Source organism: Nitratireductor alexandrii (assembly GCF_004000215.1).
GTDB lineage: Bacteria > Pseudomonadota > Alphaproteobacteria > Rhizobiales > Rhizobiaceae > Mangrovimarina > Mangrovimarina alexandrii.
On record NZ_RBVY01000009.1, the window covers coordinates 13,547 to 29,047 of the forward strand.

Annotated in this window: 16 protein-coding genes, 1 tRNA gene and 1 pseudogene; 9 read left to right on the top strand and 9 right to left on the bottom strand. The window is 59.0% G+C overall.

The window, feature by feature from the left end:
- Window positions 1–503 precede the first annotated feature (503 nt).
- Window positions 504–965, bottom strand: a complete 462-nt coding sequence (locus tag EP380_RS18585; protein ID WP_164749916.1) for a Swt1 family HEPN domain-containing protein — start codon at window positions 963–965, stop codon at window positions 504–506.
- A gap of 124 nt (window positions 966–1,089) precedes the next feature.
- Entirely contained in the window at window positions 1,090–1,566 is a 477-nt protein-coding gene (locus EP380_RS18590) for a DUF5343 domain-containing protein (RefSeq protein WP_127599959.1), read from the bottom strand.
- A gap of 89 nt (window positions 1,567–1,655) precedes the next feature.
- On the opposite strand from EP380_RS18590, the gene EP380_RS18595 reads away from it, so the two are divergent.
- Genes EP380_RS18595 through EP380_RS18605 form a run of 3 tightly spaced genes read left to right on the top strand, consistent with a single transcriptional unit; the run spans window position 1,656 to window position 3,674 of the window.
- Window positions 1,656–2,567 carry an IS1595 family transposase gene (locus EP380_RS18595; RefSeq protein ID WP_127599961.1) on the top strand — a complete coding sequence of 304 codons (912 nt, stop codon included), beginning with the start codon at window positions 1,656–1,658 and terminating at the stop codon, window positions 2,565–2,567.
- Window positions 2,564–2,773, top strand: a complete 210-nt coding sequence (locus EP380_RS18600) for a hypothetical protein (RefSeq protein WP_127599963.1) — start codon at window positions 2,564–2,566, stop codon at window positions 2,771–2,773. Before EP380_RS18595 ends, EP380_RS18600 begins: the two co-directional genes overlap by 4 nt.
- Entirely contained in the window at window positions 2,703–3,674 is a 972-nt protein-coding gene (locus EP380_RS18605; RefSeq protein ID WP_127599965.1) for a DUF6414 family protein, read from the top strand. The genes EP380_RS18600 and EP380_RS18605 overlap by 71 nt, the downstream gene beginning before the upstream one ends.
- On the opposite strand, the gene EP380_RS24030 is transcribed toward EP380_RS18605, so the two are convergent.
- Window positions 3,557–3,859, bottom strand: coding sequence for a DUF5343 domain-containing protein (locus EP380_RS24030; protein ID WP_420845879.1), 303 nt, complete (start codon window positions 3,857–3,859; stop codon window positions 3,557–3,559). The genes EP380_RS18605 and EP380_RS24030 overlap by 118 nt on opposite strands.
- Window positions 3,860–4,386: 527 nt before the next feature.
- On the opposite strand from EP380_RS24030, the gene EP380_RS18610 reads away from it, so the two are divergent.
- The gene (locus tag EP380_RS18610) at window positions 4,387–4,923 is read left to right on the top strand and encodes a hypothetical protein (RefSeq protein WP_127599967.1); all 537 of its coding nucleotides are present in this window, start codon (window positions 4,387–4,389) and stop codon (window positions 4,921–4,923) included.
- 153 nt (window positions 4,924–5,076) lie between these two features.
- Here EP380_RS18610 and EP380_RS18615 read toward each other — a convergent pair whose 3' ends face one another.
- The 3 genes from EP380_RS18615 to EP380_RS18625 all read right to left on the bottom strand — a co-directional run bounded on the left by EP380_RS18615 (window position 5,077) and on the right by EP380_RS18625 (window position 7,531).
- Window positions 5,077–5,403 (bottom strand): hypothetical protein, encoded by a 327-nt coding sequence (locus EP380_RS18615; RefSeq protein WP_127599969.1) that lies wholly within the window; start codon window positions 5,401–5,403, stop codon window positions 5,077–5,079.
- A gap of 47 nt (window positions 5,404–5,450) precedes the next feature.
- Entirely contained in the window at window positions 5,451–6,434 is a 984-nt protein-coding gene (locus tag EP380_RS18620; RefSeq protein ID WP_127599971.1) for an IS1595 family transposase, read from the bottom strand.
- A 95-nt stretch (window positions 6,435–6,529) separates the two neighbouring features.
- Window positions 6,530–7,531: a hypothetical protein gene (locus EP380_RS18625; RefSeq protein ID WP_127599973.1), complete on the bottom strand. Its 1,002-nt coding sequence runs from the start codon at window positions 7,529–7,531 to the stop codon at window positions 6,530–6,532.
- On the opposite strand from EP380_RS18625, the gene EP380_RS18630 reads away from it, so the two are divergent.
- From EP380_RS18630 to EP380_RS24035, 4 genes and pseudogenes are all read left to right on the top strand, one after another.
- Window positions 7,531–9,207 carry a type IV secretory system conjugative DNA transfer family protein gene (locus EP380_RS18630; protein WP_127599975.1) on the top strand — a complete coding sequence of 559 codons (1,677 nt, stop codon included), beginning with the start codon at window positions 7,531–7,533 and terminating at the stop codon, window positions 9,205–9,207. The two genes, EP380_RS18625 and EP380_RS18630, sit on opposite strands and share 1 nt — an antisense overlap.
- Window positions 9,200–9,571, top strand: coding sequence for a hypothetical protein (locus EP380_RS18635; RefSeq protein ID WP_127599977.1), 372 nt, complete (start codon window positions 9,200–9,202; stop codon window positions 9,569–9,571). The genes EP380_RS18630 and EP380_RS18635 overlap by 8 nt, the downstream gene beginning before the upstream one ends.
- A 102-nt stretch (window positions 9,572–9,673) precedes the next feature.
- Window positions 9,674–9,985 (top strand): hypothetical protein, encoded by a 312-nt coding sequence (locus tag EP380_RS18640; protein WP_127599979.1) that lies wholly within the window; start codon window positions 9,674–9,676, stop codon window positions 9,983–9,985.
- Window positions 9,986–10,032: 47 nt separating this feature from the next.
- Window positions 10,033–11,004, top strand: a pseudogene (locus tag EP380_RS24035) (recombinase family protein); the annotation flags it as partial.
- 553 nt (window positions 11,005–11,557) lie between these two features.
- On the opposite strand, the gene EP380_RS18650 reads toward EP380_RS24035, so the two are convergent.
- Together EP380_RS18650 and EP380_RS24040 are read right to left on the bottom strand one after the other, a co-directional pair.
- Window positions 11,558–11,634, bottom strand: a tRNA-Arg gene (locus tag EP380_RS18650).
- Between the two features lie 734 nt (window positions 11,635–12,368).
- Window positions 12,369–12,785, bottom strand: a complete 417-nt coding sequence (locus EP380_RS24040; protein ID WP_420845876.1) for a hypothetical protein — start codon at window positions 12,783–12,785, stop codon at window positions 12,369–12,371.
- Window positions 12,786–13,047: 262 nt separating this feature from the next.
- Between EP380_RS24040 and uxaC the strand changes: the two genes are divergently transcribed.
- Window positions 13,048–14,457 (top strand): glucuronate isomerase, encoded by a 1,410-nt coding sequence (uxaC, locus tag EP380_RS18660; protein ID WP_106572677.1) that lies wholly within the window; start codon window positions 13,048–13,050, stop codon window positions 14,455–14,457.
- Window positions 14,458–14,476: 19 nt separating this feature from the next.
- Here uxaC and EP380_RS18665 read toward each other — a convergent pair whose 3' ends face one another.
- Window positions 14,477–15,439: an NAD-dependent epimerase/dehydratase family protein gene (locus EP380_RS18665; RefSeq protein WP_158264413.1), complete on the bottom strand. Its 963-nt coding sequence runs from the start codon at window positions 15,437–15,439 to the stop codon at window positions 14,477–14,479.
- Window positions 15,440–15,501 lie beyond the last annotated feature (62 nt).

The window sequence follows — 15,501 nt, forward strand, 5'->3', positions numbered from 1 at the left end:
CTCTTTTTCACCCACGACAGAATCGGCACCTTTTATTTTTGATCATGTTCATTACGACCGATTCCCATTTTTCATTAAAGAATAACAAGTTGATCCATAGGCTGCACGATTCAAATGTAGGATAATCACGAAATATCCACACGGGGCGACTGCACCCGATGGCGGCGCGAAGATGTTCAGGGATGCAAGGGGCTCGAAGGCTCCTGCTCGATGGGATGGTTCCAAGGAAGGGCAGCGCGAATGCTCCCTTCCTGGTCTCCATGAAATGGTCTGGGGTCTTGGGGGCAGGAACGCCCTCAAGTCGATGGGTGCAGGGAGAGCGAAGTCTCCCGCGAGTGGTTGACCGGCGATACGGTCTGATGGCTCTGGAACGGGTTAAATGCCCTGAAAGAGCCATGGCCTGGGGGATGCAACGGGGGCGCGCAGCGGCCCCCTTGCCAAGATGGTTTTGTACTACAAAACACATCTTGCGTGCTGGTTGAATATCAGGCCTTTACGGCTGATTAGAGGCCAATCACTTTATTCCAATCGGATATGTACATGTAGATGCGTTGGAATTCGCTAGGCAAGAGCATCCGGTTATGCGCAATAAAATTCCGTGCCTTCTCCAGCTCAGTCATCCGTTGTTTTATCCAGTCTTGGCTCGGCATCAAAGGTTTGAAATGCTCCCAATTCTGGAGAATGATCGCCGAGAGATCGCCGAAATCAACGAATTCCAGCCGGTCGCCCTTTGCGCCTTCCAGCCATGAATCCTTTTCCGCAGTCTTTTGCCTAGACTCTGCCATTTTCTTCACATTGGTAGGCACCGCAGAAGTTTCCCACCAGTTTGGTTCCAGCTTCTCTTCCAAGGTGTCGCGTATCAAAGAGCGAACCTCATTCTCGAACGCATGCAGAACGGCATACAGCCTCGCCATTTCCAGCGCATCATTTCGTCGCTGAACTCCAAAAGGGGTCAGCGCTTCCATCAGAAGCTGCTCCTCAGACTCCCCGAGATCAATTCCGACATTTATGCCTGCCTTGCGGAAGACCTCTGACTCGGATTCAAAAAGGAGGCCCCTGAAGACAAAATCTCGCAATCTTCGTCGTGCCTCAGTCAATTACGTGCTCCCGTAGCGACTTAAAGATCGCGTTGTAAACTTCAATATCTTTGGTAGCCGGTAGGTGAATTTGTATATTGTAATGCAGCCCTACGTTTTGTGGGTTTGCGCCCATAGGGCTAACCTGCTCAGGCTGAGGGTCGGAGGAAGGTGAAGGTTCCGAGGCCGAGCTTGGGGCTGGAGTTTCCGTTTGCTTTTGTGACCCATAAAGCGTGTCTGGATCAGAAAGGTTCAACAATGCTAGGAATGTACGAGCAGCTCGCTCGGCAGCTATGTCGGACAAGTTGTAAGTGCTTTTGAATTTCCCGGCGATCATTTGCAGATCGGAATTAGTGGGCTTCGCCTTCAGCACGAAGATGTCACCATAAGCGTCCTTTACTGCCTCGGCCAGCACCTTCTGCCATCGGCTTCCATCGAGAAACTGCTTATAGAGATCCGTAGGCGTACCGTCTGCTGTCAGGAAGCCCAAACCTTTTAATGGGACCTATATACGTGTGTGACCCATTGACTTAGGTCACATAAGTACCTATCTTAGGCTATCGGATCGGAGCGGTAGCCATGAAAGCCTTCAACAGCCTGTTTGAGATGATGGAGGCCTTCCCGGACGAACAGTCCGCGATTGACCATTTGCGCTCGATCCGCTGGGGTGCCGATAACGAAAACGCGCACTGTCCGCATTGCGGCTCCACGAAGGTCTATCACTTCTCCGATAACCGGAACCACAAGTGCGGCGACTGCAAGAAGCGCTTCAGCATCAAAGTCGGCACAATCTTCGAAGATAGCAAAATTCCGCTCCGCAAGTGGTTCATGGCGATCTGGCTCATCACTTCGCACAAGAAGGGCGTTGCTAGCACCACGCTCGCCCGCGATATCAAGGTGACACAGAAAACCGCTTGGTTCATGCTGCACCGTCTTCGCCATGCGGCCCGCACCAAGTCTTTCAATAAGCCCCTCGAAGGCACCGTTGAAATCGACGAGACGTTCATGGGCGGCAAGGACAAGAACAAGCACGCCGATAAGCGCAAAGGCGTTCGCGGACCTTCCGGCAAGGCAGTTGTGTGGGGTGCTCTTGAGCGCAATGGCGAGTTCCGCGCCTTCCACCTGACGACGCTCAAGGACGTGAAGGCCGCCGTAGAGGCGCACGTCACCGAGGGCTCTATCGTGATGACAGACGAGTACCCCGGCTATCAGGGTCTGTCGAAGTCCTACTATCACCAGACGGTCAATCACAGTGGCGGCGAGTACGTCCGCGCTTTCTATTTCCACATCAACTCGATTGAGGGCGCGTGGTCGCACATCAAGCGCCAGATTTACGGCATCCACCACTGGATTTCAGACAAGCACCTTGGCCGCTATCTTTCCGAAATGACGTGGCGCTACAATCGCCGCGACATCGATGATAGCCTACGTGTGAATACACTGCTTGCGCAGGTCGAGGGCCGCTTGCGGTACAAGGAGCTAATTGCATGAGCAAGAAGCTGAAAAGAGCGATCGGCTTTGAAGGCATGCCGTTCGGAGAGGCGCTGGAGCGCCTGCTTAGGGTTGACCCTAAAGAGATAGACAAGGAAATTGCGAAGACCAAGCGCGAGGCGGAGGAGATCGAGCGTGACGCCGAAAAAACCGAAGACTCCATCGAGCGCGGAGCACGAAGAACGAAGCACAGGTTCCGTCTATGACTTTCTGTACCACGATGCCCGACGCGTAGCTTCGTTCATTTCGCAATTCCATAAGTTCGGCCATCTAACTGGACTATCTCACGGCGAATCCGCTGAACGCTCAAAATCGCGAAGCGGAAAGATGGGGGCGTCGGGCGGTTTCCCAGGAGTTTTTCGTGGCGGCGGCTCGCATGAGGACGAGACCGGATTGTCTGCATCCAAAGAGCTTTCTCGCACCTATGATCCACTGTGGACCAACGCGCTTACCTTGCTCGACTATCTGGATGAGCGGAGGCTCATAAAGCGTGAGTTGGATTCTGCCACGCTAGGCCAGTTTGTGCTTGTGTCTGGCGGCTTGGATATTCGTGACGTGCGTTTGATTCAAAAGGCGATGGCGCTTCCTTCAATGCAGGCGCAAATTGCGGCCGCTAGCCAGCCCTCGAACACGCAGAGCTTTCACAAGAGCAAATCCAAGGGCAGGGGCATCCCACAGACGCCCGTTTCGATAAATCCAAACGCACAATTTGGAACTGAGTTTGTCGCTCTACTTCCTCACTCGGTGCAGGCGCGACTTCACGACGCTGCTGGCAACGTGTGGTGTTCGCTCAACGAGGAAGGTTTGGTTGTAAGTTCCAGCGATCTGTTCCTAAAGCACGGAATCCGCGTAGCTGGCGAATGGCACATGCTTGGGGTTCTGGACGCCATGCCAACAGCCACAGGGGAAGAAAATCCAGAGGACGTGTTCGCCGCCGCCGAGGGGGCAATGCCGGATAATGAATTCGATTCCGTCATCACGCTAGCAACTCAGGGAATGGCGGGGCTTTTAGACGGAATGGTACCGTTCGCGCGCCTGCTTCTGGGTCGTCGAGACTCTGAATATGGAATTACCCCACTTCTGATATTCCGCCAAACCGGCGAATAGCGGGTCACACACGTATATAGGTCCCCTTTTAATAACGGTATGAACTGGTGGTGATTTGAAGACTTGAAGCCAATATCTTTTAAAAACTGACGACTAAAAGTCGAAGGAGCCGTTCCTGAGCGTAGCGTCTCAAGAAATTTCGGTATCTGCCCGTATACCTGCACTGACTGGTTCAATAGAGACATATGCACCCCCGCTTTTTGCGATTCCAAACAATAGAAAGCTTCTTTCTCGGTATATTCCTACACTTCAGCTCCACGAAGAACGTGCCTTTTTGAGCACCCCCCAATTCATCAGAGTCCACCTCAACAAGAGATCCTTACGGTATGAAAAGAACATAGCAGTCCTAGACGCCCTCATCTTTAAGAAAAGATTCCTAATTATATACCTGACATAGCTGTTTTCGTGTGCTACTGATTCGCCTGCGTGACAGGCCGGTAACGACAAGGAGGCGGAGGTGTCAGGGGGCTAGGAAGAGTTCCTATGACGAAAGAAACGGTGGCTAACAGCCTGATAGAAGTATGCGCTCATATGGACGGTGTGAGGGAATACGCAGAAGGCTACGCCGTTGACCTTATGCGAGACCCAGATGCCGGGAGGCTTGTGATACGGGCGACCAATGAAGGTGGGCACAATGTCACGCACGTCGATTTGCTAGACCTTCTGGGTTGGCTTCGGATGCGATACCCTAACCTTTTGGGAGGTGAGGGGAATGAAGAGATTCACCGAATCAGGACGGATGGCAATTAAGGACGGAAACCTCTACTGCGCCTTGACCTTAGCGCTGATGATACCGGATATCTGCGGTTCAATGGAGCATCCTGGCCCAGGGAAGTCGCAAAAGCGTTACGAAGCTTGGTTTGAAAAGTGGGCGGAGCCACAATTCACAAGACTGATAGGCCCAAACAGCGCAAGAAGTGTCTTCATCTCTGCCAAGGACTGTTTTCAATTGCGGTGCAGTCTAATTCATTCAGGAAGCGCAAGGCTTGATCCCAAAAAGCCAGCAAATGTTGATCATTTCCTGTTCTTTGATCAAACAAGTACCAGCCACCTCAATTCGATAATCGTGGGAACTGACAAGTTCATTCAATTACGCGCAGACCTATTTTGTGAGGAATTGTTTAAGGCCGCAGAAAAGTGGGATGAGGCTGTCGCCAATGACGACAAAATTCAAAAAGAAAAAATGAACCTACTCACCATTCACAGCAGGGGTTTTGTCTATGGCGGCAACAAAATCAAGTTCGGATGAAGGAGTCGAAAAGCGCCGCGACGACGCTCTACGCCGCGCTCTTTCAACTCCACCGAAACCTAAACGGGATTCGGTGAAACGGAAAGAGAAGCCGAAGAAGGAGAAGCCCGCCAAGTGAGGCGGGCTTCTCCTTCTAATATGAAAGGGGTAAGCTCATGAGCCACCGGTTTGCCACTGTGCAAGCTCTGCCCGCCCTCGATCCTGTGATTCGGCGACAGAACTGCGAAGCTGTTTTGCTGACTTGCCTTCGGTTGCAGATAGAACGCGGGGTATCTGATCCAAGGCTTTCTGATAGATGGCTTCGTGAAGTGCTGCGATTGATTGGCCCTCGGAAACTGAGAGACGCACAGTTATCGCGATATGCTGTGACACATTGCCGTTAGGCATCTCATCATCAAAGTTAAAGACAACCGTTGCCTTTACCAGTTGTTCTTCGCCTGGATGGTGCTGAACGTCCAGAATTTCGAATGCATCATTCATCGCGTTTCCTCCGTATTCGCCAATGGAGGAATGCTAACGCCTTCTGCTTAGGCGTGATAGGCGTTGTCAGTTTGAAGGTAAGTAAGCCGCTTTCCGGCGGCGCCACGGATCGCATCTTCGGCGCGCTCACGATCTGACACCTTCAACGCAGCGCGGCGGTTGTAGCGGAAATCGAACTCGGCAAGGTAGCGATGCAGGTGGGCCTCGCCGCAGTGCTGATAAACGCCGGTCATGCCGCGCTTAAAGACGGAGAAGACGCTTTCGATCGTATTGGAGTGCACGACAACATCGCCTTCGCGACGAGCGTACTCGCCTGCGGAGTGATTGGTTGTCTTGTGCGATGCATACTCGGTTCCGGTGACGGTATAGAGGCGGGACGAGTCAGTGTAGAGGATCGACTTGCGGTCGGCATTGCGGACCAGCACATCGCGCACGGTCTCTTTCGTGGCGTCATTCAGGTGGAACATGCGGGCCTTACCGCCACGCTCGACCAAGCCGACGACGATGCGCTTCTGTGCGCCGCCGCCCTTGCCCTTCTTCGTAAAGGGACGGCCTTTGCGCTGCGGTGACGGCTTGCGGGGCGTCTCGCGCTTGCCGATGTAGGTTTCGTCGGCCTCAACGGTCTTGCCTTCGCCGCCAATGGGGCCAGCCGACTTCACGTCTTCCTTCATGGCTTCGCGGATGCGGTGCGCCATGAACCAAGCAGTCTTATAGGTAACGCCGAGCATGCGGTGCAGCTGGTGCGCGGATACGCCTTTCTTCGAAGCGGCCATCAAGTGAAAGCCGAGAACCCACTTCGCCAGCGGTATCTTCGAACGCTCCATTACCGAGCCGACCGTGACGGTGAAGTGCTGGCGGCAGGCGTTGCACTGATACAGGCCGGGGCGATGCGACTTGCCCTGTAGCTTGTGGATCGAACCTTCATCCGTGTTGCCGCAATGCGGGCAATAGACGCCGTTCTCCCAGCGAAGGCTTTCGAGGTGTTCGCGGGCTGCGTCGTTATCGTGAAAAATGCGGTCGGTGAGGTTCATCGAACTAACTCCTTGATTCCCAACGTATGGAATCAGGGTTGCTATGTCAAGTATATAATCATGAAAAGATTCCCATGATTGGTGGTGGCGGGCGTTCAGGACTCATGCTGGCAGTCAATCCAACTGCATATTTCTGCATCTACGGCGCTCGCGGGCACGATCTCCGGCGCAAAGGCCGGATCATCCGCACGATAGGCTACGAAGCTATAGCCCGGATGCGGGCCTTCCCAGGCAACGGCGACAACGGTGCCGCGTAGTTCCTGCACCGGCCTGTTGCCATCGACCATCGGTCGCCATGCGTGGATGGCGTAGAACTTCACGCGCGGCTCTTCCTCGCCGAAGCCGAAAAGGAAGAGATTGGTGCCGGAATTGAAGACCAGCTCCTCGTCTGCCTCCTCAATCAGGATGCCGCCGCGTGCTTCGTCGCGGTAGGTTTGTTCCTCGCGGTAGCGGGTCAGCCCGCCCACGGTCGTGATGATGAGGCGGGATATTAGTACGCGATCCCGTCGCGCCGGTGTCGTCCAGGCGCGGCGGTAGAGGCGGTATGTGCCGTCGAGATTATTGAGGCGACTGAAGCGGAGCTGCGACAGCGTTTTCTGCTGCGCGGCGATAAAGGCTGCAAACCCTTCCGGCAGGCCGGGGGCAGGATTGTAAATCGAGGTGCGGAAGCTCTCGGAGCGTTCCAGGAACTCGAAGACAATGCGCTTCTTGTGCGATTGCGCGTTTGTGAGGCGCGCAAGCCCTTCTTGCTGCCAGCGCGCCAATGTCGAGGCGGCGATCAGGTCTTTGCGATCCTGATGTTGTCCGCCCCTGCGGGCGGTATCGGTCGAGGTTGCCTGCGGATCGGCATTGAGCGCCCCGGCAAGGCGCACGAGCGCGCCCTTCTCGGCGGCAAGCTCGCTCAGGGCCTCCTGCAGCCGCCTGTTATGCTCTTCCGTTTCCTGCCAGGGCATGGCGCATCCGAATCTGCAAATCTCCGCATCGGTGCGGAGCTTTGCACGAAAAATGCGGATGAAGAAGTTCTCTTTCCTTTCTGTTTCGGATTTTCCAGCATCACCAGCTTTTTCTTCATCGAACGCGCTGAAGGGGAAGTCCAATGTCGGGCCAGAACAAGCAAAAACCGGGAGCGCCGCTCGGCAATCTGCTGATCGGCGCGGCTATACTGGCTTTCGCCGCCGGGCCGGAGAACGGCGCGCATCTCAACGCTGCCGATCAGCTTTATCTCGGCTTCTTCCAGTTCATCGGCGCGACGGCGATGGTTATCGGCGTCGGCGGTTATCTGAAGCTCTGGCAACAGCGGGCAAAGCGCAAGCTGGCTGAGCTGCCGTCCGGCACGTTCGGCGGCGGGGCGTTTGCCTCGCTGCGCGATTGTGCGACGGCGGGCCTGTGCGATCCACGCGGCCTGTATCTCGGCGTGCTCGATGGCCAGCCGCTCTTTTATTCCGGCAAGGCGCATCTGCTGACCGCTGCCCCCGCCCGCCAGGGCAAGGGCATCAATGTCGTCATTCCGAACCTGCTGCATTTTCAGGGCTCGGTGTTTGTCACCGATCCGAAGGGCGAGCTGGCGGCGGTAACGGCGGCGCACCGCGCCGAACGTCTCGGCCAGAAGGTCTATGTGCTGAACCCCTGGGGCCTGCACGGCCTGCCGCAGCATCGCTGCAATCCGTTGCAGCCCCTTCTCGATGCGGCGAACGATCCGGCCTTGATCCGTGGCGTTGCGGACGAAGCCAAGGCGCTCGCACTCCAGCTTCTGCCGGAGCCCGAAGATTCCCGGAACCGCTATTTCCGCGAAGGCGCGCGCACCATCCTGCGCGCTGTCATGTTGCACCTCGCCACGCGCGGGGCTCCTGCCACCTGCACGCTGCCGGAGATGTGGCGCGTGCTTTCCAGCACCAAGCGCATCGAAAAGCTGGTCGATCAGATGACCGCTTCCGATGCGCTCTTCGGCATGGTCGCCGATCTGGGCCAGGATTTGGCTTATCAGCTCGAAGACAATCCCGATCAGTTTGCTGACTTCCGGCAAGGTGCCGTGCAGGCGCTCGATATCTTCGATCCGGTCGGCTTCCTCGGCGCGGCGGTCAGCGGCTCGGATGTCGATTTCCGCGATCTAAAGGAAGGCAAGGCCAGCGTCTATCTGGTGATCCCGCAGGATCGGATCCCCACGCACGGGGCATGGCTCGGTCTGGTGACGCGGCAGGCTATCGCGGCGGTCGCTCGATCCTCCGGGCAGAGCGAGGTGCTGTTCGTCCTCGATGAGTTCGCCAACATGGGCAAGCTCGCAGGGCTCGCTGAAAGTCTGACGGCGCTTCCCGGCCTCGGCGTGCGCGTCTGGGCGTTCGTGCAGGAGCTTTCGGAGCTGATCCGGCTCTACGGGCCGTACACAGCGCGCACCGTGCTCTCGCAGGCCGAAGTGGAGCAGTTCTTCGCCGTGCAGGACGACCAGCTTGCGAAGACCCTCTCGGCGGCGCTCGGCCAGCGCACGGTCAAAACCCGCAATTTCAACCTCGGACGCACTGAAGACGACGAGATCGGCGAAAGCCTTAGCGAGACCGGCAGGCCGCTCATGTCGCCGGATGAAATCCGCCTCATGGGTGCGGATGAGCAGCTTCTGCTCATCAAGGCGCTGCCGCCAATCCGCGCGCAGCGTCTGCCCTTTTGGTTCGTCTCGCCCTGGGCGGGTTGGGCGGCGCGCAATCCCGTCGAAGGCGACTACCCGCAGCCAAGGCCGCATCTGCGGCTGACCTACAGCAAGAGGAGCAAAGGTTATGAATGAATACGATGTGAAAGTCACCGGCACCAGAAAGCCGAACAAGCGCCCGCATCTGATCCTGCGCATTCTCGATGCGCCTTGGGATTTGACGGTGGCGGCGCTCAAGCGTCCGCGCGTGCTGATGCTCCTCGGCGGTATCTGGTTCGTCTGCAATGTCGGCACGCCGCATATCGGTAGCGAATATCAGTGCCGCTATCCGGTCCGTCCGGGCCAGCCGTGCCAGTCCTTCGTCTCCTGCACCTATCACGGGTTCCAGGGGCGGCGCGTCGTTGTGCCGGTCGGTGACGGGAGCTGCGGTCTTTTCAAACTGATCCCGCCCGATTGGGAAAAGCTGGCCGAAGAATACCGGCGGGCTCAAACGGGGTGAGACGGGTTCAAAAGGAGTGAGACGGACTCAGACAGACTATCGAAGGATGTAGAATTTGATCGACTACTACATTTAGTAGTAAAATGATAAAAGGGGTGCGATATGTTGGGCGATAACACGAATGGCGGTAACCGCAATCTCTCCGGTCGTTTCGATGCGTCAGCACGGCCTATCGTTACTGTGGATGTGGAGAAGTATCAGGCGTATCTCGACGATCCGAACCTGAGCGAAGAACAGAAAGAGGAGTTCCTTCAGGCGATCTGGTCTATCATGGTTGCCTTTGTAGATTTGGGCTTCGGCGTTCATCCCCTGCAAGAAGTATGTGGACAAGATTCGGAAGAGTCCTGTCCGTGCGTAAAAGAAGGCTTCGATCAGGTAAAATCGAAGCCATTAGAGAAACCTGAAAACACTTAGATTCCAGCCCCTTGAACATGAAGGGCGGACTGGAGGCAGATATGAACATGCACGAAACACAAGACCGGGATATCAGCAAGGCCGTCATCTACTGCCGCGTGTCGAGCACGAAGCAGACTGTGCGCGGTGACGGCCTTGGCTCCCAGGAAACGCGCTGCCGCGAGTTCGCCAAGTACAAGAATTACGAAGTCGTCGAAGTCTTCCGCGATGATAGCTCAGGAAGCCTGACGTCGCGTCCCGGCATGCAGGCCATGCTGGCTTTCCTCTCCAAGCACCGCAAGGAGCCGCACGCGGTCATTATCGACGACATCAGCCGCCTTGCGCGCGGGCTGATGGCGCATTTTGAGCTGCGCGTGAAGATCGGTGATGCCGGTGGCGTGCTTGTCAGCCCCTCAATCGAATTCGGTGAAGATTCCGACTCTCAGCTCGTCGAGAACCTTCTCGCCTCTGTTTCCCAGCACCAGCGCCAGAAGAATGGCGAGCAGACGGTCAACCGCATGCGGGCGCGCATGCAAAATGGCTATTGGGTGCATCAGGCTCCGGTCGGCTATCGCTATGAGCGCGAAAGCGGGCACGGCAAAATCCTCGTGCGCGATGAGCCGAATGCCTCCGTCTTGCAAGAGGCGCTTGAAGGATACGCTTCCGGGCGCTTTGAGACGCAGGTCGAAGTGAAGCGCTTCCTGGAGCGCCAGCCTTCTTTCCCGAAAGATTTGCCGAACGGCGAAATCCGCAACCAGCGCATCACCGACGTGCTGACGCGCGTCGTCTATGCCGGGTATATCGAATCCCCCGGCTGGGGCGTCACGCTGCGCAAGGGCAAGCATGAGGGGCTTATCAGCTTCGAGACCTTCGAGAAGATACAGACGCGCCTCAAGGGCACGGCCAAGGCTCCCGCGCGCAAGGACATTAACGCGGACTTCCCGCTGCGCGGCTTCATCCTCTGCGACGATTGCCAGAAGCCTCTGACGGCTTGCTGGTCGCAGGGCAAGAATCAGAAATACCCGTATTATCTCTGCCCGACCAAGGGCTGCGAAAGCTACCGCAAGTCGATCAAGCGCGAAGAGCTGGAAAGCTCCTTCGAGGGCCTTCTGGAGCGTCTGGAGCCGTCCGAGAACCTGTTCAAGCTGGCAAAGGCCATGTTCAAGGATGCCTGGGACATGCGCCTTGCACAGGCGAAGCAGGCGACGAAGCATCTCAAGGCGAATGTCGCGGAAGTCGAAAAGAAGATCGAGGCCGTGCTCGACCGCATTGTCGAGACCGACAACGCCTCAGTTGTTGCAGCCTATGAAAAACGCATCAGCAAGCTGGAGCGGGAAAAGGCTCTGGCCGAAGAAAAGCTCGCCACGAACGGCAAGCCGCGCCTGACCTGGGAGGAGTCGTTCGAACACGCACTCCACTTTCTTTCAAGCCCATGGAAAATCTGGAAAAACGCCGATCTAATCGGCAAGAAAACCGTCCTCAGACTGGCTTTTCTGGAGCCTTTGGCATACAGCCGGATCGAAGGACTTCGAACACCTAATTTATCCGTTCCATTCAGGATATTAGGTGATTTTCCACCCCCTAAAAGCGAGATGGCGCACCCGACAGGATTCGAACCTGTGACCTCTGCCTTCGGAGGGCAGCGCTCTATCCAGCTGAGCTACGGGTGCAGGCCGGTTGGCCGGCGGTCGTCGACGACGCGGGATTGGAAGCGCGGCGACGATTGTCGCTTCTTAACCGAAGCCGGGCGGTGCATCAATCAGGAAATCGCCGCCGACCCTCTTCGGGCCGTCCTCGGTCGCTGCCGAACGCGTGGGGCCCGAAGCCGTCTGAACCGCCCCGGGCTTGCCGCAGGCCGATGGATGTAAGCCACGCGGCCATGCCGGACGTTTCCAGAACTGTGTAGAAATTCGCTTCGGCCGCTGCTGGCGGGATGATGCCGATGGGGTCCAGCAGGCCGCGGCGGTCGAACCAGTCGACCGATTGGGATGCGGCATAGCGCACGGCGTCGAAGCCGTGCCATGATCCAAGGCGATGACTGGGCTCTGGCTTGAAGAGGCCGTTGATCGTCTCGGCGAGCGCTTTGTCAAAACTATCGCCGACGCAGCCGACCGACGGGTCGATGCCGGCCTCGGCCAGTCGCCCGGCCTATTTGATCGACAGGTCATGCGCCCCGCGATCAGAGCGATGCACCATCCCGCTCGCGGCCGTCGTTGAGGAACGGCCTCTTGCTGGGCATTCGGGACGAATCCGGCATGGGCCGTGCGGTTGACGCGCCATCCGGCAAGGCGGCGCGCGAAGACGTCGATGACCAACACCACATGGACGAAGCCGACCGGCATGGCGACATAGATGAAACCGCGCCCCCACAGCATGTTCGGGGCCGGCACGCGGATCTGGCGCTTCACCGTCTCCAGCGGGCAGGCTCGGCCTTGTCGGGACGCATGGTCTTGATTTTCTTGCCGCGAAGGACGCTTTCGAGGGCCACGTTGAATCCCTCCCGGCGCATCTGGCGCCAGACCTGGCGCTCGCCGTAGGTTTTGAAATGGGCCTCGAAAACACGCTCGATCTCGGGCCACGGTTCGCCATCACGCCTGGCCCGGTCCGAGAGCCGTTCCGGATCGACCCGCTCGGCCAGATGATCGTAACAGGTGGACGGGGCAAGCGGCAGATGCCTGCTGATCGGCTCGACCCTAAGTTCTCCATGGTGATCGCCGACCAGCGGCTCTCTTGCTGTCCTTGATGGTCCAAAACCCTGCGAAGGGCGCGCTTGCGGATTTCGGGAGAACAGGTGTCGGTCGTCCCGCTCACGATGCTCCATCGCACCGGGGAGTTGAAGCCTCCGGCAAAGCCGGGCGGTTCAGGCCGCATGTGGTCCGTGTGTTGCAGTTCTCCTTCCAGGAGCCGATAGCGCGGCGGCGCTATGATCTCCGTTGCCCTTGCCACCGTTATCGCCGTCGGCGTCGGCAGCGACGGCTGGCGCGCGGTTTGGCCGGGCTTTTGTGGCGCCGCCGTGCCCGGCGAGTTGACAGGTCCGCGCCGTGCGAGGCTTGCTGTGCGCGAAACGGTGCTGGAGAGACATTTTGGGTGCGTTGCTGGACGAAGATCGTCTGTTTCCGATCGAACCGCGCGCCCGCGCGCTGGCGCGGCGGCTTTACGAACTCGTTCGCGCCCTGCCGATCGTCAGCCCGCACGGCCATACCGACCCGCGCTGGTTCGCGCGCGACGAGCCCTTCGCCGATCCCGCCGAACTGCTTGTCATCCCGGACCACTACGTGTTGCGCATGCTCACCAGCCAGGGCGTGCGCCTCGACGCTCTCGGCGTCGCCAGGCTGTCGGGCGAACGGCGCGAAACCGACCGCCGCGCCGTGTGGCGGCTTTTTGCCGAGCATTATCATCTGTTTCGCGCCACCCCGACCCGGCTTTGGCTCGACCATACGTTCGAGACGCTGTTTTCCATGACCGTGCCGCTCGGGCCCGAAACCGCGGATTGCTACTACGACCGCATCGCCGAGCAACTGGCAGGGGCGGAGTTCCGGCCGCGCCGGCTTTTCGAGCGCTTCAACATCGAGGTCCTGGCGACGACGGAGGGCGCGCTCGACGATCTCGCCTGGCACGAGGAGATCGCCGCCTCCGGGTGGGGCGGGCGTGTCGTCACCACCTACCGGCCCGATTCGGTCACCGATCCCGATTTCGAGGGATTTTGCGCCAATCTGCGCCGGTTCGGCGACGTTACCGGCTCCGATACGCAAAACTGGAGCGGATATCTGGAGGCCCATCGCCGCCGCCGCGCCTTTTTTCGCGGCGCCGGTGCCACCGCCACCGACCATGGCCATCCCAGCGCCGATACCGCCGACCTGTCGCCGGCCGAGGCCGCCGCGCTTTACGACCTGGTGGCCGGCGGTCGCGCCGATGCCGGCCAAAAAAAACTGTTCCGGGCGCAGATGCTGACCGAAATGGCGCGCATGAGTGTCGAGGACGGCATGGTCATGCAGATCCATGCCGGTGCGCATCGCAACCATTCGCCGTCGATCCACCGGCTGTTCGGCCGCGACAAGGGTTTCGACATGCCGGCCCGCGCGTCCTATGTCGACGCGCTGAAACCGATGCTCGACGCGGTCGGGTTCGAGCCCGGCCTGGCCGTGATCGTGTTCACCCTCGACGAGACCGCCTATGCGCGCGAACTCGCCCCGCTCGCGGGCGCTTATCCGTGCCTCAAGCTCGGCCCGCCATGGTGGTTTTACGACAGTGCCGAAGGCATGTTGCGCCACCGCCGCGCGACCATCGAAACCGCAGGCTTCTACAACACCGCCGGCTTCAACGACGACACCCGTGCCTTTCCCTCCATACCCGCGCGTCACGACGTCGCCCGCCGCGTCGACTGCGCCTTTCTGGCCGAGCTCGTCCTGACCGGTCGGTTGCGCGAGGACGAGGCCGCCGACCTTGCCGCGGATCTGGCCGTCAATCTGGCCAGGGCCGCCTATCGGCTCTGACCGGCAAACGATGCCGGCCTCAGCTTTTTGGGCGGCCGATACCGATGCTCTCGAGCGCGTCGGAAAGGCTCGCACAATAGGGATCGATGCCGAAATCGGCCGGCGTGACGGCGTGTTCGTAGTCGAGTTCTCGGTGTTGCATGCAATAACGGTCCCACGGCGAAAGCCGGATGCGGAAGATGCGGATCGCCGATTCGGCCATCCAGTCGCGCAGCCGCAGGCGCCGCCCGACCGGGCGGCCGATATGGGCGCAATAGGCCGCGACGAAATCGTCGACGCTCATAGCCGGATTGCCGAGCACCAGCCGCTCGGTGCCGGCGCGTTCGCCTGGCGGCGCGTCGACGAGATGCGTGACGATTCGGGCGATGTCTTCCGCGTGGATGAAATGAAAACGGCCGTCCGCCGAAAGCCGGCGCACGAGACCCGCCCAGCGGCCGGCCTGGATCAAGAGCCTGGCGAAATGCGAATGGGTCTCCGGCCCGCTTCCGCCGATCACCAGCGTGGGAAACAGGCCGACCATGTCGAACCGCTCGGCCATGGCCTCCATGGCGCCGACGAGCTGGAATTTGGAGCGGATATAGTCGGTGCCCAGCGCGTCGGCGGCCGAAAGCAGGGCGCCGTTGCGGGCAAGCACGCTGGCGCTGGAAAAATAGATCACGCGGCCGCCATCGGCGACCAGGGCGGCAGCGGTGCGATTGGCGTCGAGATTGAGCTGAAAAGCTTCCGGTCCGCCCCAGGCGGCGGCAGCGAGCACCGCGGCGTCGATCGCGCCGATCTCGGCGCGAAAGTCGCCGAGCGCGCGCATGTCGGCCGTCACACGTGTGATGCGCGGGTGACCCCGCGTCCACGCCTCCAGCCGGGTGGGATCGCGCACCACCAGCACCTGCTCATGGGGTGTTTGCGCGGCGATGCGCGCCACGATGCGCCGTCCGACACAGCCGGTCGCGCCCGTGATCAGGATACGCTTGTGCGTCACTGTCATCCCCCTGCCGCAAGGCATCGGCGAGGCCCTCGCCCGGGCGTTGCCGCGGCGCCGACGCGCGG